This window comes from Amycolatopsis sp. NPDC104775 (genome assembly GCF_055583325.1).
Genome location: NZ_JBVJOE010000002.1, coordinates 1,059,614 through 1,081,715 on the forward strand (window position 1 = coordinate 1,059,614; position 22,102 = coordinate 1,081,715).

At 68.8% G+C, this 22,102-nt stretch carries 21 protein-coding genes; 11 read left to right on the forward strand and 10 right to left on the reverse strand.

The window, feature by feature from the left end; genetic code table 11:
• Window positions 1-16 precede the first annotated feature (16 nt).
• The 8 genes from ACZ63D_RS13620 to ACZ63D_RS13655 form a co-directional block, all read right to left on the reverse strand.
• Window positions 17-1,087, reverse strand: a complete 1,071-nt coding sequence (locus ACZ63D_RS13620) for a zinc-binding metallopeptidase family protein (protein ID WP_465354597.1) — start codon at window positions 1,085-1,087, stop codon at window positions 17-19.
• A 36-nt stretch (window positions 1,088-1,123) separates the two neighbouring features.
• On the reverse strand, window positions 1,124-2,824 hold the full coding sequence (locus tag ACZ63D_RS13625; protein WP_465354598.1) for an ABC transporter substrate-binding protein: 1,701 nt from the start codon (window positions 2,822-2,824) through the stop codon (window positions 1,124-1,126).
• Complete coding sequence (locus tag ACZ63D_RS13630; protein WP_465354599.1) at window positions 2,821-3,765, reverse strand: LysR family transcriptional regulator; 945 nt, start codon at window positions 3,763-3,765, stop codon at window positions 2,821-2,823. The genes ACZ63D_RS13625 and ACZ63D_RS13630 overlap by 4 nt, the downstream gene beginning before the upstream one ends.
• Window positions 3,758-4,771 (reverse strand): ABC transporter ATP-binding protein, encoded by a 1,014-nt coding sequence (locus ACZ63D_RS13635; protein WP_465354600.1) that lies wholly within the window; start codon window positions 4,769-4,771, stop codon window positions 3,758-3,760. Before ACZ63D_RS13635 ends, ACZ63D_RS13630 begins: the two co-directional genes overlap by 8 nt.
• On the reverse strand, window positions 4,768-5,760 hold the full coding sequence (locus tag ACZ63D_RS13640; RefSeq protein WP_465354601.1) for an ABC transporter ATP-binding protein: 993 nt from the start codon (window positions 5,758-5,760) through the stop codon (window positions 4,768-4,770). Before ACZ63D_RS13640 ends, ACZ63D_RS13635 begins: the two co-directional genes overlap by 4 nt.
• The gene (locus tag ACZ63D_RS13645) at window positions 5,757-6,722 is read right to left on the reverse strand and encodes an ABC transporter permease (protein ID WP_465354602.1); all 966 of its coding nucleotides are present in this window, start codon (window positions 6,720-6,722) and stop codon (window positions 5,757-5,759) included. Before ACZ63D_RS13645 ends, ACZ63D_RS13640 begins: the two co-directional genes overlap by 4 nt.
• Window positions 6,719-7,747, reverse strand: coding sequence for an ABC transporter permease (locus ACZ63D_RS13650; protein WP_465354603.1), 1,029 nt, complete (start codon window positions 7,745-7,747; stop codon window positions 6,719-6,721). The genes ACZ63D_RS13645 and ACZ63D_RS13650 overlap by 4 nt, the downstream gene beginning before the upstream one ends.
• Window positions 7,748-7,843: 96 nt before the next feature.
• Window positions 7,844-8,803, reverse strand: coding sequence for a GlxA family transcriptional regulator (locus ACZ63D_RS13655; protein ID WP_465354604.1), 960 nt, complete (start codon window positions 8,801-8,803; stop codon window positions 7,844-7,846).
• A 122-nt stretch (window positions 8,804-8,925) separates the two neighbouring features.
• Here ACZ63D_RS13655 and ACZ63D_RS13660 point away from each other — a divergent pair, with 122 nt between their 5' ends.
• From ACZ63D_RS13660 to ACZ63D_RS13675, 4 genes are read left to right on the forward strand one after another with little or no spacing between them, the layout of a single operon-like run.
• Window positions 8,926-9,570 (forward strand): DJ-1/PfpI family protein, encoded by a 645-nt coding sequence (locus tag ACZ63D_RS13660; protein WP_465354605.1) that lies wholly within the window; start codon window positions 8,926-8,928, stop codon window positions 9,568-9,570.
• Between the two features lie 10 nt (window positions 9,571-9,580).
• A complete protein-coding gene (locus tag ACZ63D_RS13665; protein WP_465354606.1) occupies window positions 9,581-9,886 on the forward strand; it encodes a hypothetical protein in 306 nt (101 codons plus the stop codon).
• Window positions 9,883-10,332, forward strand: a complete 450-nt coding sequence (locus tag ACZ63D_RS13670) for a hypothetical protein (RefSeq protein WP_465354607.1) — start codon at window positions 9,883-9,885, stop codon at window positions 10,330-10,332. Before ACZ63D_RS13665 ends, ACZ63D_RS13670 begins: the two co-directional genes overlap by 4 nt.
• Entirely contained in the window at window positions 10,329-10,604 is a 276-nt protein-coding gene (locus tag ACZ63D_RS13675) for a hypothetical protein (RefSeq protein ID WP_465354608.1), read from the forward strand. Before ACZ63D_RS13670 ends, ACZ63D_RS13675 begins: the two co-directional genes overlap by 4 nt.
• Here the strand turns inward: ACZ63D_RS13675 and ACZ63D_RS13680 are convergent.
• On the reverse strand, window positions 10,601-13,258 hold the full coding sequence (locus ACZ63D_RS13680) for an AAA family ATPase (RefSeq protein ID WP_465354609.1): 2,658 nt from the start codon (window positions 13,256-13,258) through the stop codon (window positions 10,601-10,603). The two genes, ACZ63D_RS13675 and ACZ63D_RS13680, sit on opposite strands and share 4 nt — an antisense overlap.
• A gap of 105 nt (window positions 13,259-13,363) precedes the next feature.
• Between ACZ63D_RS13680 and ACZ63D_RS13685 the strand changes: the two genes are divergently transcribed.
• The 4 genes from ACZ63D_RS13685 (at window position 13,364) to ACZ63D_RS13700 (ending at window position 17,854) form a co-directional block, all read left to right on the forward strand.
• On the forward strand, window positions 13,364-14,206 hold the full coding sequence (locus tag ACZ63D_RS13685; RefSeq protein WP_465354610.1) for an NmrA family NAD(P)-binding protein: 843 nt from the start codon (window positions 13,364-13,366) through the stop codon (window positions 14,204-14,206).
• A 12-nt stretch (window positions 14,207-14,218) separates the two neighbouring features.
• Window positions 14,219-14,635: a Dabb family protein gene (locus ACZ63D_RS13690; RefSeq protein WP_465354611.1), complete on the forward strand. Its 417-nt coding sequence runs from the start codon at window positions 14,219-14,221 to the stop codon at window positions 14,633-14,635.
• A gap of 283 nt (window positions 14,636-14,918) precedes the next feature.
• Window positions 14,919-16,517 (forward strand): ABC-F family ATP-binding cassette domain-containing protein, encoded by a 1,599-nt coding sequence (locus ACZ63D_RS13695; protein WP_465354612.1) that lies wholly within the window; start codon window positions 14,919-14,921, stop codon window positions 16,515-16,517.
• 404 nt (window positions 16,518-16,921) lie between these two features.
• Window positions 16,922-17,854 (forward strand): NADP-dependent oxidoreductase, encoded by a 933-nt coding sequence (locus ACZ63D_RS13700; RefSeq protein WP_465354613.1) that lies wholly within the window; start codon window positions 16,922-16,924, stop codon window positions 17,852-17,854.
• Window positions 17,855-18,082: 228 nt separating this feature from the next.
• On the opposite strand, the gene ACZ63D_RS13705 is transcribed toward ACZ63D_RS13700, so the two are convergent.
• Entirely contained in the window at window positions 18,083-18,421 is a 339-nt protein-coding gene (locus ACZ63D_RS13705; RefSeq protein ID WP_465354614.1) for a PadR family transcriptional regulator, read from the reverse strand.
• 119 nt (window positions 18,422-18,540) lie between these two features.
• On the opposite strand from ACZ63D_RS13705, the gene ACZ63D_RS13710 reads away from it, so the two are divergent.
• The 3 genes from ACZ63D_RS13710 (at window position 18,541) to ACZ63D_RS13720 (ending at window position 22,023) form a co-directional block, all read left to right on the forward strand.
• Window positions 18,541-19,257 carry a TetR/AcrR family transcriptional regulator gene (locus ACZ63D_RS13710; protein WP_465354615.1) on the forward strand — a complete coding sequence of 239 codons (717 nt, stop codon included), beginning with the start codon at window positions 18,541-18,543 and terminating at the stop codon, window positions 19,255-19,257.
• Window positions 19,258-19,578: 321 nt separating this feature from the next.
• The gene (locus ACZ63D_RS13715) at window positions 19,579-20,481 is read left to right on the forward strand and encodes an NADP-dependent oxidoreductase (RefSeq protein WP_465354616.1); all 903 of its coding nucleotides are present in this window, start codon (window positions 19,579-19,581) and stop codon (window positions 20,479-20,481) included.
• A gap of 30 nt (window positions 20,482-20,511) precedes the next feature.
• Window positions 20,512-22,023 carry an MFS transporter gene (locus tag ACZ63D_RS13720; protein WP_465354617.1) on the forward strand — a complete coding sequence of 504 codons (1,512 nt, stop codon included), beginning with the start codon at window positions 20,512-20,514 and terminating at the stop codon, window positions 22,021-22,023.
• The last annotated feature ends 79 nt before the right edge of the window (window positions 22,024-22,102 follow it).

Consider the following 22,102-nt stretch of genomic DNA (forward strand, 5'->3'; position numbering starts at 1 on the left):
TCCCGCCGCGAGAAGTTCATCGGGTCCCTCCGGCGAGGCAGAACGCGGTCGCGAGATCGATCGTACTGGCCAGATCGGCGAGATCCGCCACCTCGCCGGAGCTGTGCATGTGCCGGATAGGGATATTAATGACGCCGCAACGGATACCAGCGGCGACAGCTGCCATGGCATCGGCGTCGGAGCCGCTTTCGTCGCCGTATGCTTCGATGGTGTAAGGGATTTCGAGTTCCTTCGCCAGGGTGCGCAAGCTGCGCGCCATGGTTTCGTCGGTGACGGCGCCGCGGCCGATCGCCGGTCCGGAGCCGAGCCGGTGTTCGCCGGTTTTGCGTTCGATGCCGTCTTCCGGGATGTCGCTGGCGAACGTGGTGTCGATCGCGAGCGCGAAATTCGGTTCCGTCGCGTACACGGCTCCCATCGCGCCGTGGTAGCTCGTTTCCTCGCGCACGCTGGCCACCACTGAGATCTCAGCGGTGACCGATGCCGTGGCTGCCGCGCGAGCCGCTTCGAGAACGGCCAGCGCGCCGAGGCGATTGTCGAGCGCGGGTGCGGCGATCCGTCCGTTGCGCAGGTCGACCGGGGCCGCGCCGAACACCACCGGGTCGCCGACGGTGATCACTGATTGCGCGTCGGACCGGCTGGTAGCGCCGATGTCGATCCACAGATCGGTCATCTTCGGTGACGAGTCTTCGTCGTTCAGATGCGGCGGCCGGGTGCCGATCACGCCGGGCACCCGGCCGTTTTCGGCGAGCACCACGACATGCTGGCCGTACAGGATCGCGGCGTCCCAGCAGCCGATGCTGACCGCCCACAGCCGTCCGGCGTCGTCGATATGGCTGACGCTCAGCCCGATTTCGTCGATGTGCCCGATCAAGGTGATCCGCGGGGTGCTGCCCGGATTCACCACCGCGTGCCCGCTGCCGAGCGGATCGACGTGCACGTCCGCGAATTCTGCCGCCAGTTCCATCCAGGCGCGCACCGGTTCGTCCTCGTAACCGGACGGCCCGCGCGCGGCGAGCAGCGGCAGGAGACGCCGGCGCAACGTGGCGGCGTCGGGCGCGTATCGCGAGGAACCGTCGGGGTTCGGCATGCCACTCCTTGTGCTGGGCGGGGATTGCGGGACGGGTCAGCGCAGCCAGGCGACCCCGGGCAGGAAGCCGAACTGGCCGCTGAACCGGTAATTGCCGAGCCGCGCCGAGGTGAAATCGATCCATTTCGGCACGTACATGGAGACCCACGGGGCCTGGTCGGTGACCGCGCGGTCCACCTCGGCCCACACCGCGTTCGCCGCGTCCGGGTCGGTGTTGGCCAGCCGCAGCGCCTCGGCCATCCGGGCGTCGACGGCCGGATCGCAGAAGCCGCCGACATTCGGGCTCGCGTCCGAATTCGGCACGAACGCGGCGCAGGACATCAGCACTTTCAGGAAATCGCTCGGAGCCGGATAGTCCTGGGACCAGTCGGTCAAGGCGGCTTCGACGTGGTTTCCGGAATTCTGGACAAAGGGATACTGCAATCCCTCGTCCATCGGTTTGAGTGTCGCACGGTAGCCCAAATCGGTCAACAGCGTTTGCATGTATTCGCCCATCGCGATATGCATCCGGTTGTTTCCCGGTACCACCGACACCGCGGCCCCGGCGGTACCGGATTCCGCGACCAGTTGTTTCGCTTTCGCGAGATCAGGTCCGCGCCACGGTCCGCGGCCGTTCGGGCCCGGGTTGCTCGTCCACGGGCAATACTGCTGGTAGCCGGGGATGTTCGGCACCAAAACCTGGCAGGTCGGCACCGCGAGTCCCGGACCGCCCGCCTGCAGCACTGCCGAATTGCGGTCGAAGGCATAATTCACCGCCTGTCTCGCCTTGAGATTGTCGAACGGCGGGATCCGGGTGTTCAGCGCCCAATACCAGACGTGCCCGAGCTGGTCGAGATGCAATTGCCGCGGATGGTCGACGCTGATCTCGTTCAACCGGTCCGGCGGCGGCTGGTCGGCCGCGAGATCGGCCTGGCCGTTGATCACCGCGGTGATCTGGTCGGTCGGTTCGAGACCGAATTTCTCCACGATCTGGTCCGGATATCCCTCCGGCGCGGCGAGCGGCGACCAGGAGCGGAAATACGGATTGCGTTTCAGCACGACGCGATCGGTCGGATCGTAGCTCGCCCAGTAATACGGTCCGGTCGAGCGCAGTTTCGCCACGTCCGAGCCGACGTCGGCCGGTGGGGTGTCCGCGGGCAGGATCGACGCCAGCGGCTGGCCGAGCTGCTGGGGGAGTTCGGGATCCGGTTCGGTCAGGGTGAAAGTGATCCTGCCGGTCGTCTCGTCGATCGCGATGCCTTTCGACAGATCGCAGGTTTCCGGCGTGTCGAGGCATTCCTTGGCTCCGGCGATGACGTCGAACTGCGAGGAAGTGGTCGGCCCGTGCACCTTGAACATCCGCTCGAATGACGCTTTGACGTCCGCGGGCCGGACCTCGCGGCCGTCGCTGAACCGGATCCCGGGACGCAGGGTGAATGTCCACTTGAGACCGTTGTCGGTGGGCTTCGGGATTTCGGTGACCAGATCCGGTGTGACGTGCTGGCCGGTTTCCGGACCGGACTTGGTGAACGCGGTGAGACCGTCGTAGGTGGCGGTGAACAGCGTCCAGGACGAAGTCGAGAAATTGACCATCGGATCGGCGGTGCCGACATTGCCCGACGACAGCAGCACCTCGATCCCGCCCTGGTGCCCGTGATCGCCGGGCGCGACCGACGTCAGATCCAGCGTGTCGTCCACCGCGCATCCGCTCGTGGTCAGCAGCACCAGCGTCGCGAGCACGGCTGACTTCCGTCTCATCGCGCCAGCCCTTCGCCGTCGACCGGCGGCAGGATCTCCGCCGAGCGAGCGCACACCCGCTGGATGATGTCGATGACTCCGCGGATGAACGCCAGCCTCGGGTGATACCGCCGCCAAGCGATTCCGACGGTTCGCGCCGGGACCGTGCCGGCGAGGGAAACCCTTGTTACGCCAGGGGTTCGGCCGCCGAGAGTGAGCCGGGGAACGGCGCCGTAGCCGAGGCCGGCGGCGACCATCGCCTCGACGGCGTGGTTGGTTTCCATTTCCAGCACCCAATTCAGCTCCATGCCCAGGGACGCGGCCCAGGCTTCCATCGGGTCCCGCTGGCCGCGCAAGCCGATCAACGGCAGCCGCGCGAGCCGGGCGGGCGAGACCGGCTCCGCGTCCGCCGGCCTGAGCAGCACGAACGGGTCGGTGAGCAGTTCCGCGGTGAGCAGCGCGGAATCGGCGATCGGCAGTTTCACGAAGGCGAGGTCGATGTCCCCGTTGCGCACCAGCCGGGATACTTCCGCTTGCTGGTCCAGTTCCACCAATTCGATCCGGTAGTCGACCGGCTGTCGCCGCAGCGCCGCCATCATCGGCGGGATCACGCGCTCGCTCGCGCTGGTGAACAGTCCGATCCGGACAGTCGCGTTGAGCCCCTTGCGGATCGTTTCCACCTGCCGGACGGCGACCGAGAGGATCCCGCCGACCTGTTCCGCGGCGGCGACCAGGGTGTCGCCCGCCTCGGTGAGCGACACGCGGCGCTGCTGCCGGGACCGGTGCACCAGCAGGACTCCGAGCCCGCGTTCCAGGCTCGCGACCCGCTGGCTCACCGCGGACTGCGTGCAGCCGAGCGCGGTCGCGGCCCCGGCGAACGACCCAGTGGCGGAGATCGCGATCAGCGCCGCGAGCTGCGGGAGCGTCGGACGGGCGGACTGGTCGGTCTCGGCGCTAGTCATCGCTCCCTGCCTTCGGTTCGGCTGGCACCGTCTGGACGGCCGGCTCAAGCGGATGGTGGCAGGCGACGTCGTGCCCCGGGTTTTCCTTCGCCAGCAACGGTTCCGTGGTCCGGCATACGCTGGTGGCCCGCGGGCAGCGGGGGTGGAACCGGCAGCCGCTCGGCGGGTCGAGCGGGCTCGGCACGTCCCCGGCCAGCGTGGTGTCCCGCCAGTCCGCGCCCGCCGCAGGATCCGGGATCGGTACCGAGGCCAGCAGCGCCGCGGTGTAGGGATGTCGCGGCGCGGCAAAGATCTCACCGGCCGGGGCCTGTTCGACGATCCGGCCGAGATACATCACCGCGACCCGGTCGGAGGTATGCCGGACGACGCCGAGGTCGTGCGCGATGAACACGTAGGTGAGACCGAACCGTTCCTTGAGATCGTCGAACAGATTGAGGATCTGCGCCTGCACCGAGACGTCCAGCGCGGATACCGGCTCGTCGGCGACCACGACGCGCGGCCGCAACGCCAGTGCCCGCGCGATCACCGCGCGCTGCCGTTGACCGCCGGAAAGCTCGTGCGGGAACCGGTCGGCGAGTTCGACGGAAAGGCCGTTCAGGGCAAGGAGTTCGGCGATGTCCGCTCGGGTCGCGGGCAGACGGTGCACTCGCAGCGGTTCGGCGATCGAATCGCCGATCCGGCGGCGAGGATTCAAGCTGGCGTACGGGTCCTGGAAGATCATTTGCACCGAGCGGCGCACGGGACGCAGCCCGCGCCGCCCGGTCCCGCTGATATCTCTGCCGTCGAAGGTGATGGAACCGCTGCTCGGCTGGTACAGCCGGACGAGACAGCGGCCGAGGGTGGATTTGCCGCAGCCGGATTCCCCCACGAGGCCGAGCGTTTCGCCGCGCCGCACGGACAGCGACACCCCGTCGACGGCGCGCAGCCGACCGGGACGGCCGAGCCGGTTGCCCCGTACCGGGAACCACTTGACGAGGTCCTTGGTCCCTAATATCTCAGCCGTCACGCCGGTCTCTTTTCGTCCGGGGTCGGCGCGTGCCGCAGGAGGCAGGCGTCCCAGTGCTCCACAGTGGACGGAAGCAGGACCGGCCGTTGCCGGACGCACACCGCCCGCGCCTCCGGGCAGCGCGGCGCGAACGCGCAGCCCGGTCCGATGTCCGCCGCGAGCGGCGGCAGGCCTTCGATGGACGGCAGCCGCGGCGGCCGGGGAAGGTCCAGCCGGGGAATCGAGCCGAGCAGCCCGGCCGTGTAGGGATGCCGCGGCCGGGCGAACAACTGCGCGGTCGGGGCCTGCTCGACAATCCGTCCGGCGTACATCACCTGCACCCGTGCCGCGATGCCGGCGAGCACGCCGAGATCGTGCGTGATCAGGATGACGCTGGTGCCGGTGCGGGCGCTCAGGTCGCGGATGATGCGCAGGATCTGGGCCTGCACCGAGACGTCCAGCGCGGTGGTCGGCTCGTCGGCGATCAGGACGTCGGGGTCGCAGGACAGCGCCATCGCGATCATCACCCGCTGCCGCATGCCGCCGGAGAACTGGTGCGGGTAGTCCCGCGCGCGGACGTCCGGGCTCGGGATGCCGACGAGGTCGAGCAGTTCGACCGCGCGGCGGCGGGCGGCTCGCATCCCTGTGCGGCGGTGCTGGCATATCTGCTCGGCGATCTGCCATCCCACGCGGTACACCGGGTTCAGCGAGGTCATCGGGTCCTGGAAGATCATCGCGATCCGGTTGCCGCGCAGGGAACGCAGTCCGGCCGGCGGCAGGGCGAGGAGGTCCTGCCCGTCGAACAGCACCCGGCCGCGCACGATCGCGTCGCCGTCGCGGAGCAGGCCGAGCAGCGCGAGCATGGTGACCGACTTCCCGGAGCCGGATTCGCCTGCCACGCCGAGGGTTTCGCCCTCCGCGAGCTCGAACGACACGTCGTCCACGACCCGGACGAGGCCGTCCGGCGTGCGGAACTCCACGGTCAGGCCTTCTGCGGAAAGGGTCGTCATCGCACTCGGATCCTCGGGTCGAGGGCGGCGTAGCCGAGGTCGACCAGGAGGTTCACCAGCACGACGGTGAACGCGCCGTAGAGCGTCACCGCCATCAGCACCGGCAGGTCGAACCGGCTGAGCGAGTGGAAGGTGAGGTTGCCGACCCCGGGCAAGCCGAACACCTGCTCGGTGAGCACCGCGGCCCCGCCGAGCATGGCCCCGAGGTCGAGGCCGAACAGGCTGACGAACGGGATCAGCGAATTCCGCAGGACGTGCCGGAGCAGCACCCGGGATTCGGAAAGTCCTTTCGCGCGCGCGGTGAGCACGAACTCGGACCGGTCGACCTCGATCAGGTCGGCCCGCAGCACGCGCGCGTACAGCCCGGCAGTGCCGATCGCCAGCGTGATCCACGGGAACAGCAGCTGCCCGAACCATTTCAGCGGATCCACGTTGATCGGCGTGTAGCCGAGTTCGGGCAGCCAGCTGAACACACTGGTATGCCAGGTGCCCTGCGTGAGCAGATTAACCACGCCGCCTAGCCAGAACACCGGAAGCGACATGCCGACCAGGCCGAGGCCCATCAGGAGCGGATCCACCGCCCGGCCGCGGAACACCGCCGCGAGCGTGCCCGCCCCCAGCGCGAGCAGCAGCCAGATCACCGCGGCTCCGCCGACCAGCGACAGCGTCACCGGGACCGCCTTGGCCACCCGGGAAAGCACCGGGCCGCGATCGGTGTATGACACCAGGTCCCGGTCGATGACCAGGCGTTTCATCATGGCGAAGTACTGCACCGGCAACGGCTGGTCGAGACCGAAGTCGGCCCGGATCTGCGCGATCACCTGCGGGGTGGCCTGTTTGCCCGCGATCTGCCGCGCCGGGTCGACGCCCGGGGTCTTGAAGAAGATCAGGAACACCAGGACGCTCACCGCGATCAGCACGCCCGCCGCGGAGAACACCCGGCGCACGACGTAGCCGATCACCGGGCACGCATCCGCAGCTCGGCCTTCGGGTCGAAGGCGTCCCGGATCGCGTCGCCGAGGATGTTGAGCACGCACACGGTGAGCGCGAGCAGCGCGCCGGGCACGATCGCCATCAGCGGCCGGTTGCGCAGCAATTGCGTGCCGTCCTCGATGATCGTGCCCCAGCTCGCGGCGGGCGGGTGCACGCCGATGCCGAGGAACGACAGGCCGGACTCCAGCAGCATCGCGGTCGCCGCCATCAGCGGGAACAGCACGATCACCCGGGACAGCACGTTCGGCAGGATTTCCCGGCGGATGATCCGGCCGTGCCCGGCCCCGTAGGACGTGGCCGCGCTGACGTAGTCCGCGGCGCGCACCGACAGCACCGCGCCGCGCACCGGTCTCGCCACATAAGGCACATAGACCACTCCGATAATCAGGACCGGCAGCGCGAGACTGCCGGAACCGACCCGGACGAAACCGAGGCTGATCCCGGACGCGAAGCTGATCGCGGAAATCGAGATCGCCAGCATCAGCACCGGGAACGCCCACACGACGTCCAGGATCCGGGACAGCACCCCGTCGATGACGCCGCCGACGTATCCGGCGATCAGCCCGACCACCAGGCCCCCGGCGCACGCGACGAGGCCGGCGAGCACACCGATCACTAGGGTGTTCCGGCCGCCGTACAGGATCCGCGCGGCGACGTCCCGGCCGTCCCCGTCCGCGCCGAGCAGGAAATGCGCCTGCCAGGTCGGCCCGATCGGCAGCACGCCGACGCCTTGGGACGCCGGCTGCAGCAGCGGCGCCACGGTCCCGTCGTCGAGCACGGCCGAGCCGACCGGGTTGGCCACGAACGGATCGGTGCCGGAGACCTGGCTGGCGTAGACCGGCGCGAACAGGCACAGCGCCACGATCACGGCGAGGACCGCCGCCGACACCATGACCCGGGAACTGCCGAGCAGCGTCCGGACGCCGCGCCGCCACGGTCCGCCGCCCGCTCGCGCGGCAGCGGTCGCCGGCTGCGCGGGATGGGGCTCGGTCACGCGGCCACCCCCTCGGATTCGCCCTCCTGTGGGCAAAAGCTAGAGAAGGTGCACGTTTACCGGCAAGAAGACCGGCATCGCATTCGATAAGAAAGCCTAATGGCCTGACCGATTCGTTCCCGCCCGGAACACTTTCCGGTAGGCGCCCGGCGGCACGCCGACGACCTGGCCGAACTGGGAACGGAAGTTGCTCGTCGTGGGAAATCCGGTCTGCGCGGCGATCCGGTCGACCGTGTGGTCGGTGGTTTCGAGCAGTTCCTGCGCCTGCCGGATGCGCACCCCGGCCACCCATTGCATGGGACTTTGCCCGGTTTCGTCCTTGAACCGCCTGGTCAGCGTGCGCACGCTCAGCCCGGCCGCGTCGGCGATGTCCGCGAGCGCGAGGTCCCGGTAGGCGTTTTCCTCGATCCACGGCAGAACGTGGTCGAGCGTGGTCGGGCGGCTGGGCGCGCGGTTGCGGACGATGTATTGCGCCTGTCCGCCGGGCCGGTGCAACGGTGCGACAGCGAGGCGGGCGGCATCGGCCGCGACAACGGTTCCGTAATCATTCGCGACGATGTGCAGGCACAGGTCAATTCCGGCTACCGCCCCCGCGGAAGTGAGGATTTTCCCGTTGTCGGTGTAAAGCACGTCGGGATTCAAGCGGACGGCCGGGTATCGGCGCTGGAATTCGTCGGCGGCGAGCCAATGCGTGGTCGCCTCCATGCCGTCGAGCAATCCTGTTTCGGCGAGCGTGAACGCCCCGACGCAGATCGACGCGATGCGCGTACCGCGGCCGGCGGCGGCTCGCAACGCTTCCCGCACCTCCGGCGGGGACGGCCGCAGCGGGTTGCTCCGGCCGGGCACCACGATGAGGTCGGCGCGCTCGAGAGCGTCCAGGCCCTCCTCGACCGCGAGCCGCAGCGGGCCCGACTCGATCTCGCGCTCCGGACCGGCGACCAGCGTGCGGTACCCCGGGCGGCCGTCGGGGAGGCGCACGCGGCCGAACGTCTCGATCGGAGTGGCCAGATCGAAGGGGATCGCGTCCGGGAGCGCGAGCACCACTGTGGTGTACATAGGTGCAGAGTAAGGCATCTCTGGGCTGGCCAGATCTAGGCGAAAGCTGTCCGGATAGTCATGGCGAAGATCATCGCCGATGGTTTTCGATGGACGAAAGCGTCCTTCGGAAGGAATCACTCATGCTGCGGGCCCAGTTTGTGCTCTTCGACGGGTTCGACCCGCTCGACGTCGTCGCCCCGTTCGAGGTGCTGACGGCCGGGAGCGAGTTCCTCGGAGGCAAACTCGCCGTGGAACTCGTGAGCGCGGACGGCCCCGGCGTCGTGCGCTCCGGCAACCCAGGGCTCACCCTGACCGCGACCGCCGCGTTCGACCCGGACGCGCCGGGCTACGTCCTGGTCCCCGGAGCGGCCGGCCCGGTGGACGGCGACCCGGACACCGGCGTCGAGACCATCCCTGTGCTGTTGTCGCGCTTCGCTTCGGGGGACGCGATGCCGCTGATGCGTCGCGCGTTCGACAATCCGGACTGCACGGTCGTGACCGTCTGCGGGGGTTCGCTCGCGCTGGCGATGGCGGGTTTGCTCGAAGGCCGGACCGCGACGACGCATGTGCTCGGCATCGACCTGCTCGAAGCCTCGGGAGTGCACGCCATCCGCGCCCGCGTCGTCGACGACGGCGACCTGATCAGCGGCGGCGGGGTCACCTCCGGTCTCGACACGGCGCTTTACGTGCTGGAGCGCGATTTCGGCTCACCGGCCGCGCACGCCGTCGAGGAGCTTTTCGAATACGAGCGGCGCGGCACCCCCTGGAAAGTGTCGAAATCCTGAAAGGAAATCCATGTCCACCATCGTCGGCACCTGGCTGCTGCGCATGAAAACCCCGATTGGCACGATGGAAGCCACTTATACCTTCACCGAAACGGACGGCGTGCTCGAAGGCAGCGCCAGCGGTGCCGGTGAAACGACGCCCCTTACCGATCTCGAGTCTTCTGGCGACCGGTTCACCTGGCGGCAGCGCATTACCCGGCCAATGCGCCTGAACCTCTCCTACGACGTCACCGTGACTGGCGAATCCCTAACCGGGGAATCCCGCGCCGGACGGCTTCCGCGCACCAGCGTGACCGGGGAGCGGATCGCCGCGTGAACGCTTTTCTGCTGTCGGTCCACGTACTGGCGGCCATTCTCGCCGTCGGCCCGGTCGCCGTGGCCGCGAGCATGTTCCCGGGCGTGGCCCGGCTCGCCGACGACAACCCGAAGAAGGCCGCGACCCTGCAGATCTTGCACCGCACGACCCGCGTCTACTCGGTGATCGGGATCCTGGTACCGGTCTTCGGCCTCGCGACCGGCGCGCGGATCGGAGTGCTGGGGAATGCCTGGCTGATCGTTTCGCTAGTCCTGACCGTCGCGGCTGCCGGGATTCTGCTCGCTTTCGTCCTGCCCGGGCAGAAACAGGTAGTCGACGCACTAGGCTCCGACCGGCCGGCGACTGTCCGGCTGGCGATGCCGACCGGAATTTTCAACCTGCTCTGGGCGGCGGTCGTCGTTTTGATGATCTACCGTCCGGGCTCGACGACAGGAGTGGGATTGTGAGCCCGCGAAGGATTTTGGAAATCATCGGCGTGGTGGAATTGGCGACGCTGGTGCTGATGCTGGCGAATGTGGCGACCGTGCACCAACCGCAGGTGTCGCAGGTGCTGGGGCCGGTGCACGGGCTGGCTTACATGACGTCGGTGATCGGAGCGGTTCTGGTGATGAACGGCAGGCATCGGGTGTGGCTGCTGGCGCTGATTCCGGGAATCGGCGGGCTTTTGTCGGTACGGGCCGCTTCGGCGCGGAGGTCTTCGCCGGCGGAAAGCGCTTAGTCCGCGTCGCGGAGGTCCGGCATATCTCTGAGCTGCCTCCGTGACGTGATACCGAGCTTCCGAAAGATATTACGCAGATGGGCGTCCACCGTCCGAGGGCTGAGGAACAGCCGCGTCGCCACCTCCTTCGACGTAGCTCCCGCAGCGACCTCGCGCGCGATGTGCGTCTCCTGCATGGTCAACCGGTCATAGGTATGCGAGGAGCGGCTGCGCGCCACCTCCCCGGTAGCGCGCAGCTCGTCGGCGGCTCGTTTAGTGAAAGCTTCCATCCCGATCTCCGACAGCTGCTCATGCGCGGTCCGCAGCTGTTCGCGCGCATCGCGACGCCGGCCCGCGCGGCGCAGCCATTCCCCGTACCGCAGGTGTGCCCGCGCGATCTGTACGGACAGCGGACTGTCCGTGAGATACGAGAGCGCGGCGACGTAGTCGTCCTCTGTATCGCTGACCATCGCCCGTGCGCCCGCCGCGACGCCGAGCGCGAAGTTGGTGCCCGCGGGTTCCGTGCGCTCGACCAGTGCTGCCAACGCCGACCGGGCAACGGCGTCCTCCCCGCACCGCACAGCTGCTTCGATCTGCTCGGGCAGTGCGATGCCGGTGAGGAAGAGGTCGCCGCTCGCCACTGCGTGCGTCGCGGCTTCCAGCGCGGCCGGGTAGTCGCCGAGGCCGTTGTACAGCACGGCCGTCGCCCAGTGGGCGTTCGCGGTCAGCTGGCCAGTGTTCCGGCTCGTGGCCTCGGCGAACAGGTCGAGCACCTCCTGCCGGCGGCCCCGCATCGCCGCCAGGTGCGCTCGCGGGTAGAGCTGCGGCGGGTCGCCGAGCGCGTCGGCGATCGCTTCTTCCTCGGCGATCGCGGACATCGCCTGTCCGAAGTTCCCGGTGAACACCGCGTACAGCGCCGCCTGGGACAGCCCGAGCCGGACGGTCATCGGCGATCCGGTTGATTCTCCGGCCCGCGCCAGCCAATCGACAATCCCGCGGTGCAGGCCGAGATCCCACAGTTCGCCCGCGAGCACCGTGGCCAGGGCGGGGGTGCGGGTCCACCCCTCGTCGTCGCCGGTGAGCGCTTGCCGGATCGCGGGCACCCCGGCGCGGTGTCCCTCGCTGGTCAAGCGCACGAGCGCGGTGAGGAGATCCGGTGGGCCGGCCGGAGGCGCGGCGGCGAGCACCCGGTCCAGCACTCCCGCGGCCCGCCCGACGACGAGCCCCATCTCCAGCGCCGCCACCAAGAACTCGCGCGACCGTTCCGGATCGCTGGCGGCGAGCTCTTGCGCGGCCCGCAGGATGATCTCCGGGCCGCGCACCGCCCCGTCCGCACCTTCGACGAAGGCGATCTGCCCGCGTAACAGGTCAGCGGAGGCGCGCTGAGATACCACCAACGTCGAGGTGTCGATGCTGTTCAGAAGGTCGGACGCGGCGCCGGTCCGGCCTGCCGCGAGTGTTGCTCGGGCGGCCGCGATCGTGCGTTCGACCTGCTTGCCGTGGTCGAGCGACAGCGCGGCGGCGCGCTCGAGAAAAGCGGCAGCGGCCGCGACCCCACCACGGGCCTGCGCGCGGGACGCCGACACTTCCAGCGCCGCCGCGACCTCTTCGTCCGGCCCCGCAGTCGCCTGCGCACGGTGCCAGGCGCGTCGGTCGCCAGCGGTCTTCGGGTCGGTCGAGTCCGCCAGTGCCCGGTGCACCGCGCGACGCTGTTTTGGCTCAGCCGCGCGGTAAGCGGCCGAACGGGCGAGCGGATGGCAGAACCGGGCCCGGGTGTCGAAAACGATCAGCCCGGACGCCTCGGCCGCGGCGCTCGCCGCGGGCACGTCGAGGTCCAGCTGGCGGGCGGCCGCCCAGAGGAGGCCCGGGTCGCCGGTGGGGTCGGCGCTCGCGAGAACCAGCAGCTCGCGGGCGTCCGGGGACAGCTCCGCCATTCTGGCAAGGAAACTCCGCTCGATCCGGCTCGCAATCGGCGACGGCGTCGGGAGGGCGAAGCCGCCTGCCTTCGGCAGCTCGATCAAGGCAAGCGGGTTGCCGCGGGCCTCGGCGAGCAGGCGATCGCGCACGCGCTCGTCCAGCGTGCCGGTCTTTTCCACGGCCAGCAGGGCGCGCGCCTGCGCGTCGCTCAGCCCGCCGAGGGTCAGCCCCGGCAGTTCGTCCAGGCCCGGGACCGGCTCCTGGTCGCGAGCGGCGAACACCATCGCGATCGGTTCCGCCGAGACGCGCCTGGCCAGGAACGTCAACGCACGGGCCGAGGCGGCGTCGAGCCAGTGCGCGTCATCGATCACACACAACAGCGGGCGTTCCGCGGCCGCGGCGGACAGCAGTTCGAGAGCGGCGAGACCGACGCGGAACGGGTCCGGCACGCCGTCTGCCAGCCCGAACGCGACCAGGAGGGAGTCGCGGTAGGGCGTCCCGAGGTGCGCCAGGAGCGGAACGCACAGCTGGTGCAGCGCCGCGAACGGCATCTCGCCCTCGAACTCCGACCCGGACGCCCGGACGCGGCGGAACCCGTCCGCCGCCTGTTCGACGTGGTCCAGCAGGGCGCTCTTGCCGATGCCCGGCTCGCCGCGGAGGACGAGAGCCCCGCCCTCGCTCCGCTCCGCGGCCCGGAGCAGCGCGAGAAGGCGCTCGATCTCGTCGTGGCGGCCGATGAGGGAGGACGTCGTAGGCATGGTCGAAACCTTAGAGGTAGGCGAAGTAGGCGATTGTCGCCGACGCGAGCGGGCGGGCACCGGGGCGAGAGTGATGGCAGGACATCGGAGAAAGGACTTTCCACAATGGACACCGTGCTCGTCACCGGCGCGACCGGGACCGTCGGCTCCGCGCTCATCCCCGCCCTGCAAGCCCGCGGCAGCACCGTCCGCGCCATGACGCGGGGCCGTCCCATCGACGGCGTCGAGACCGTCATCGCCGACTTGCAGGACCCGGCCTCGATCGCCGTGGCGCTGAAAGGCGTCGACGCGGTCTTCCTCAACAGCCCCTCCGCGCCGGACGCGGCCGCACTCCAGATCCAGTTCGCGAACCTGGCCCGCGACGCCGGTGTCGGCCGGCTCGTGCTGCTGTCCCAGCACGCGGCCCGCGCCGATTCGCCGGTGCGCTTCCTGCGCTGGCACGCCGAAGTCGAGGCGCACGTCGAGCAGCTCGGGCTCGACTACACCGTGCTCCGCCCGAACCTCTTCTTCCAAGGGCTGCTCAACTTCTCCGCCACCATCGCACAAGGCTTCTTCGCCGCTCCGATCGGCGACGCGGCCGTCAGCGCGATAGACACCAGAGATATCTCAGCCGCCGCCGCTGCCGTACTGACTTCCGCCGGACACTCCGGCCGCACCTACACCCTCACCGGACCGCGGGCCGTGACCCACCCGGAGATCGCCGCCGCGCTCTCCGCCGCCACCGGGCGGGACATCGCCTTCCACGACGCCTCCGCGGACCAGTTCGCCACCGCGCTGACCGGCTTGCTCCCGTCGTGGCAGATCGGCGGCCTCGCCGAGGACTACGCGCACTACTCCCGGGGCGAGGCCGCCGAGGTGCACACCTCCGTCGCCGACCTCACCGGGCGCCCCGCCCGGGATCTCACCGATTTCGCTCGTGACTACGCCACCGCTTTCGCGGCTTTCTGAAAGGAAATTCCGATGATCTACCACAGCATTCGCTTCACGTTCAAGCCCGGCGTCACGCCGGAGGAAAAGGCCGCGACCGGCGTGAAAATGCGCGAGCAGATCGACGCGATCCCGGCGGTCAAGGCGCGCGTCATCGGTCCCGATTTCGGCGGGAAGTACGAGTACGGCGCCGTCCTGGTGCTCGAGGACATCGAGGCGTACGCGGACTACATGAACCACCCGGCGCATCTCGAGCTGGACCGGATCGGGCTGCCGCTGGTGGAGGAGTTCATGTCGTCGGACATCACCGACGATCCGGATCCGGAGATCGGCGCGAAGATCGCCGAGGTCCACCGGACCCGGTTCGAGAACGTGCCGGACATCGCGGACCTCGTCTCCGGGCTCGCCTCGTACACCGGCAGCGCGGCCCCTGGGAAGCACGGCAACTGACTGGCAGCGGGCGCGGTCTCCCTGGGGACCGCGCCCGCCGCGTAAATTCGTTTGCGCGGCCTGGAGCCCGTTGCGTAAACTGGCACCACTTGCTGCCGTTCATCGGAGAGATGACCTTGATCTTCTGAGGTGTATAGACACCGCGACTCCGGGCTGTTCCTGCCCGTCGCGCGTCTGGCCTCGGATGACGGCAGCCGGAATCCGGCAATCCCGTCTCGGTGCACGCGTGTGTCCCGCGGTGTCTCCACGTTCTTGTCCCATCCGTGAACGGGGAGGTACGCCTATGTCTACGTCCATTGTGTGCTCGGACCTCAGTTTCGCCTGGCCGGACGGCGAGGTCGTGTTCGACCGGTTCAGCCTCGCGATCGGCGAGGGCCGCACCGGCCTGATCGGAGTGAACGGTTCGGGCAAATCCACCTTGCTGCGCTTGATCTGCGGGGAACTGCGGCCTGCCGCGGGCACGATCAGCGTGTCCGGCGAACTCGGCTACCTGCCGCAGAACCTCATCCTCGCCGCCGAACGCCGCGTGGACGAGGTGCTCGGCGTGGCGGAGGTCCGGTCGGCGCTCGCCGCGATCGAACGCGGGGAAACCGACGAACGTCATTTCGCGACCGTCGGCGAGCAGTGGGACGTCGAGGAACGTACCCGGGCGACGCTCGATCAGTTCGGCCTCACGCAGGTCGCCCTGGACGCGCGGGCGGGGGAGCTGTCGGGCGGCGAACTGATCCTGCTCGGCCTCGCCGCGCAGTTCGTCCGGCAGCCGGACGTGCTCGTGCTCGACGAACCGACCAACAATCTCGACCGGCGCGCCCGGCGGCTGGTCGGCGAGGCGGTCCAGGCGTGGAAAGGAGTGCTGATCCTGGTATCTCACGACCGCGAATTGCTGCGGCACGTTGACCGGATCGGCGATCTCCGGGCTGGGGAGGTGACCTTTTACGGCGGCAATCTGGAGGATTACGAGGCGGCGGTGGCCGTCCAGCAGGAGGCGGCCGCGCGCATGATGCGTGCCGCGGAGTCGGATCTCAAACGGCAGAAGCGGGAGCTGATCGAGGCGCGGACGAAGCTGGACCGGCGCGCCCGGTACGGCCGGAAACAGTGGGAGAACAAGCGCGAGCCGAAGGTCCGGATGCGCAAACGGCAGGAGGACGCGGAAATCGCCGCTGGCAAGCACCGCACGATGCACCTCGGCAAGGTGGCCGAGGCGAAGGACCGGTTGAAGGAGGCGGAGGAAGCGGTCCGCGTCGACGAGGAGATCCGGATCGAGCTGCCGGAAACCTCGGTGCCGTCCGGAAAAGAAGTGCTCACGCTGTCCGATGTGGAGCTTCGGAACGGGCTCGCGGTGAACCTCGCAGTGCGCGGGCCGGAACGCATCGCGCTCGTCGGGCCCAACGGTTCCGGCAAAACCACGCTGCTGCAAACGATCACCGGCGCGATCGAGCCGCGCTCCGGGACGGTCCGGGTCCCGGTACCGGTGCGCTGGCTGCCGCAACGGCTCGACCTCCTGGACGACACGGTGTCGGCCGCGGAGAACGTGGCCCGGGCGGCTCCTTCCGCTTCGAACAACGAGATCCGCGCGCAACTCGCGCGCTTCCTGCTGCGCGGCAGTCGGGCGGATTTGCCAGCCGGAAGCCTCTCCGGAGGCGAGCGTTTCCGGGCGACGCTGGCGACGCTGCTGCTGGCGGAACCCGCGCCGCAACTGCTGTTGCTGGACGAACCTACGAACAATCTGGACCTGTCCAGTGTCCGGCAGTTGTCGCAGGCGCTGGAGTCGTACGCTGGTGCGCTTGTCGTGGTCAGCCATGACGTGCCGTTCCTGCGCACGCTCGGGGCGACGAGGTGGGTGCGGCTTGGGGCCTCGGTGGAGGAAGTCGCGGCGGGGTAGGGGGCGGGGATCGTGAGCGTTCCCGCCGCGATCGCCTCGGCGGGAGTGAATCCGGCTGCCGAGTTTGGCGATCGTGGTGAATCCGGCGAACCCTGGGCTTCTGGGACGCCTTGGTTCGGGGCGTCAGCGGGGAAGTCGCGGCGGGGTAGCGGTTGGGGATAGTGGGCGTTCCTGCCGCGATCGCCTCGGCGGTGAATGCCGTCGCCGAGGTTGGTGATCGTGCGGGACCCGGCGCTCACGGTGGCGTGCAGCCCAGTCGTCGCCAAGGCCCGTTTCCGGCGGTGCCACTTCGAGGACACGCGCGGCTGGGCTGGCTTGGGCGAGCCTTCGGTCGCAGCCTCATGGCACCAGGTGTCATCGCTGAGGTATCGTGATGTCACCAGATGACATCACGGAGGTCCGGCATGGCGAAACGCATTCAGTACCACCAGTACGGCGGCCCCGAGGTGATGCGGCTGGAGGACTTCGAACCGGCCCGTCCCGGCGATGGCGAGGTGCTGGTCCGGGTGCGCGCCGCGGCGGCCAATCCGATGGACTGGGGGATCCGGCGCGGCAACCTGGAACCGGTGACCGGCCAGCGCTTTCCGCGCGGGCTGGGGCATGACTTCGCGGGTGTCGTCGAGGCGGTCGGCAGCGGCGTCGCCCGGCTCAGCGTCGGCGACGAAGTGCTGGGCGGGGCGCAGATCGAGGATTCCGGAGCCTTCGCCGAGGTGGTGGTCGCCGATGCGAAAGCCGTAGTGAAGAAGCCCGCGGGGCTCACGTTCGAGGAGGCCGCCGCGCTTCCGACCGTCGGGCTCACCGCTTTTCAGGCCTTGATCCGCGCCGGGGAGCTGCGATCCGGGCAAGCCGTTTTCGTGCACGGCTGTCTTGGCGGGGTCGGCCGGGCTGCTGTCCAGGTCGCGTTGGCGCACCACGCTCTGGTGGGCGGTAGTTGCCGTCCTGGCGCGGAGAAGGATGCGCACGACCTGGGGGTGACGCCGATTGTCGGGTTCGATTTCGATCCGGTGCCGCTCAGTGGACAGTTCGACCTCGTCCTTGCCACTGCTGGCACGCTTCCGTTTGAAACATCGCGAATGCTGCTGAAACCTGGCGGGCGCGTTCTCGACATCAATCCCACTCCGGAGAAATTCGCGAGAAGCGCCCAGCCGGGGCCGTTTCAGGTCTTGATCGCCCAGCCGGTCACCGAGGATCTCGAAGAGGTCGCGCGAGCTGCTGGGCAGGGCACGTTGCGGTTGCCGATCGGCCGCGCGGTAACGCTTTCCGGTGCGATCGAGGCGCTTACGGAGCTTGAACGCGACCGTACGCCGAAGGGTGGAAAACTCGTGATCGTGCCTTGAGGGTTCATTCGTTAATCGCGCGGGAATTCCGGTCGCAACGGCTCCGGTCAGCAAACCACCGGTGCGAGCAGGCTGACTATCGCCAGAATGTCTCGACAGTCGTATCCGCTCAAGGCGTGTCACCAGTGCGCCTGGGCGGCACTTCACCGGGCTTGCTCCGGTTTCTCTTCGTGGGGCTGGCGGATCCCTCGCCATGGGCGCACGGGTTCAAAGCCAGCAAGCCGCCGTTCAGGCCAGTTTTCCCGCGCCGCGGAGCTGGAGCCGCTGTTCGGCGGCGATGGTGTGGCGTTGCCGTCGCTGGACTTCGGCGGTCAGCCGCGCGGCTCCCGCTTCGGTCAGCCGGTAGTAGCGGCGCAGCCTGCTGTCCACGACTTCCTCGCGATCCACTTCCACCCAGCCCTCCGCGTGAAGCCGGTCCAGCGCGGCGTACAACGTTCCGGCGCGCAGGGTGACCTGGCCGTCCGAGATTGTCTCGACATCCCGCAGCACGCCGTAGCCGTGTTGCGGCTGGGCGGCGAGCGCGGTGAGGACCAGGAAGGTCGGCTCGCGTAGAGCACCGTCGTTCATGCCGGGAGCATATACCGGTGAACTGCATATGGAGAACCGGACGGCGCGCCAATGGTCCGGGCTGTCGGCGAACGGCGTTCGGTGAACGAACGGCGGCCACGCCAGGTTAGGGTGAGCCTGTGGACCCCAAGGAACGGCGTGCGGCCCGGCATCAGCCTTCGAAGACTGGAACCAGCCCGAAGCCTCGGCGGCGTACGGTGCCGATCACGGTCGAGCAGGTCGTCGACGCCGCGCTGGGGATCATCGCCACCGAGGGGTACGAGGCATTGTCCATGCGCCGGGTGGCCGACGCGCTGAATACCGGCCCGGCCTCGCTTTACGCGCACGTGGTCAACAAAACCGATCTCGACGAACTGCTCGTCGCGCGGCTGGCCGCGAAAATCGTCCTGCCGAAGCCGGACGCCGCGAACTGGCGCGGGCAGGTTCGCGACGTGTGCGTCCAGTTGCGCGACCTGTATCTGGCTTACCCCGGGATCTCCGGCGCGGCGTTCGCGGTGGCGCCTACGGACCGGGACACCGCGCGGCTCACCGAGGGGATGCTGGCGATCCTGCTGAACGGCGGAGTCCCGGCGCAGGCCGCGGCATGGGGCGTGGATTCCCTGCTGCTCTACGTGGCCGCGTACTGCCTTGAGACGTCGATCGTTCGGCGGCGGGTGGCGGAGAAGGACGCCGTGTGGGTGGTCGGGCGGGACGAGATGCAGCATCGGCTCGCCTCGCTGCCGGAGGATGAATTTCCTTATACCGCAAGCCATGCTGTCGAACTGACTGCCGGGGAGGGGCACGATCGGTTCGACTTCGCGCTTGAGGTGCTGATCGACGGTCTGGCTCGTCGGTAGGACGGTTCGGTCTCCCGGCGGTTTCATTGAGCGGCGAACCGGCCGCTAGATCGGTATTGGGCACGTCTGCCGAGCTCAGGGCCTGGCCCGATTAGTCGCGCGCTCTCTGTGAGTGTGTCCTCTGCGTCTTGACGGTGGGTCCGTGCGGTTTGACAAGAACACCGTTCGTTGATAGAACGGTGTTCGTAAGGCGACAGCAGGCCTCAGCCCAGCGCTGACGAGAGCGTCTGCCGGAACAGCCGCCCGCGAACCCGCGGGCGAGCCACGATTTCCCGTGGCTGCCTCTTCGATCCTCGGCATCGGCCGGGAAGGGAACACCTCGTGAAATCGGTCCGGTTCAGCACCTTCGGCGGCCCGGAAGTCCTCGAACTCGTGGACGTCCCGGACCCGCACCCCGGTCCCGGTGAGATCCGGATTTCCGTGCGTGCCGCGGGAATGAACGCGAGCGACTGGAAGAAACGCCAGGGCTTGCTGGACCAGGAACTCCCGCAGACCATGGGATACGAAGCGGCGGGCATCGTGGACGAGCTGGGCGAGGGCGTCACGGATGTCGCGCTCGGCGACCGCGTGTTCGGATTCGCTGCTTCCGGTGGTGCGCAAGCGGAACTGGCTGTGCTGTTCTGCTACGCGCCTATCCCGCCGTCGCTCGGCTTCGCGGAGGCCGCTGCACTGCCCGCCGCGGCTGAGACCGCCGCGCGTGCGCTCGATCAGCTCGACGTCGAGAGCGGCACTACGGTGCTCGTCAACGGTGCTTCCGGCACTGTCGGCAGCGCGGCGGTGCAGCTTGCCGTGGCCCGGGGCGCACGGGTGATCGGCACGGGAAGCCCTGCCACGCATGACTTTCTGCGCTCTCTTGGTGCTGAACCCATTGCCTACGGCTCTGGTATGTCAGAGCGGGTCCGAGCTATCGCGCCTGAGGGCGTCGACCTGGCGCTGGACGTCGCCGGAAGTGGTGTCCTGCCGGAGCTGATTCAGCTCGCGGGCGGTGCTGAGCATGTCATCACCGTCGCCGATTTCGCTGGCGCGCAGCACTACGGCGTGCGGTTCAGCCGCGGCGACGGCGGACACGCGCTCTATGTGATATCTCAACTTGGCGAGCTGGTCGAAGCTGGCCAGTTCACCCTGCCCGTCGGGCAGACGTTCCCGCTGACCGAGGTCGCGGAAGCGCATCGGGTCGGCGAATCGGGCCGCGTGCGCGGAAAACTCGTGCTCCTGCCCGGCTGACGGATCTCCTTCCTCAACCGAGAGAACTTCATGAATTCTGACCTCTCGCCGACCGGGACCACCCCGTCGGCTCCTCGGAGCGCGCCCGGAAACGCCCTGCGCCACAAGCATCGCTGGCTGGCGCTCGTCGTGCTGAGCCTCGCCCAGCTGATGGACATCCTCGACTCCACGATCGTCAACATCGCCCTGCCGAGCGCGCAGCACGCCCTCGGTTTCCCCGCCGATGACCGGCAATGGGTGCTGACCGGCTACGCGCTCGCGTTCGGCAGTCTGCTGCTCCTGGGCGGCCGGCTCTCCGACTACTTCGGCCGGAAGCGGCTTTTCCTCGTCGGCATCGGCGGGTTCGCGCTCGCCTCCGCGGTCGGCGGCGCCGCCGGGAGCTTCGCGACCCTGCTGGCCGCGCGGATCGGCCAAGGCGCGTTCGCCGCGCTGCTGGCCCCAGCCGCATTGTCCTTGCTGTCCATCACTTTCGCTGATGACGCGAAGGAACGCGGTCGCGCGTTCGGCATTTTCGGCGCGATCTCCGGCGCGGGCGGCGCGGTGGGACTCCTGCTAGGCGGCGTCCTTACGCAGAGCTTGTCGTGGCGCTGGTGTCTCTACGTCAACCTGATCATCGCCGCGTTCGCCTTCGTCGGCGGGCTGATTCTGCTTCACGACGGCGATCGGCCGCAGCGGGTCCGGCTCGACCTCGCGGGTACAACCGCCGTGGTACTGGGCCTGATCGGGGTTGTCTTCGGTCTCGGCACCGCGGAAAGGAACGGCTGGCACGACATCCGGACGTTCGGGCCGGTTCTCGCGGGCGTCGCGCTCATCGCCGCCTTCGTGGTCATCGAGCGCCGCGCCGCCCATCCGCTGCTGCCGCTGCGGGTGATCCTCGACCGCGTCCGCGGAGCGGCGTACCTGACCCTGGGCATCACCGGAACCGGCATGTTCGCCGTTTTCCTGTTCCTCACGTTCTATCTCGCGAACACGCTGGGATTCAGCCCAGTGCAGACCGGTGTCGCGTTTCTTCCGATGATCGCCCTGGTCATGGCGGGAGCGGTGTTCTCCGGGTCGGTGCTGCTGCCGCGCTGGGGGCCTCGGCCGATCGTCCCGCTGGGCTGTCTGCTCGCCGCGGCCGGCATGGTCGTCCTCACCGGAATCGGCGCGGATTCGAGTTACGCGGCCAATATCCTGCCCGCTCTGCTCGTGACCGGCGTGGGTTTCGGGTTCATCTTCGGGCCGGTGCAGAACGCCGCGACCAGCGGTGTCGAGCCGCACGACGCCGGGGTGGCGTCCGCGCTGGTGACGACCGCCCAGCAGATCGGCGGGTCCATCGGGACCGCGGTGTTCAGTTCGCTCACGACGTCCGCGGTCGCCGGATACCTGGCCGCGCACCCGGCGGATGCCACCCGGCCGGAGACCCTCGCCGCGGCGACTTTCGCCGGATACCACCTGGTGTTCTGGGTCGCGGCAGCGGTTTTCCTCGCCAGTGCGGTGCTGGCCGCGCTGCTTTTTCGGCGCGGACCATTGCCGTTGCCCGTTGATCCGGAAGCTGGCTGATGGCGGGGAATTTTACTTTGCGCAGCAAAAAATCCAGTTCAGTGAAGTGCCGGGCAAAGCCCTCGAAATACGCCGGGGG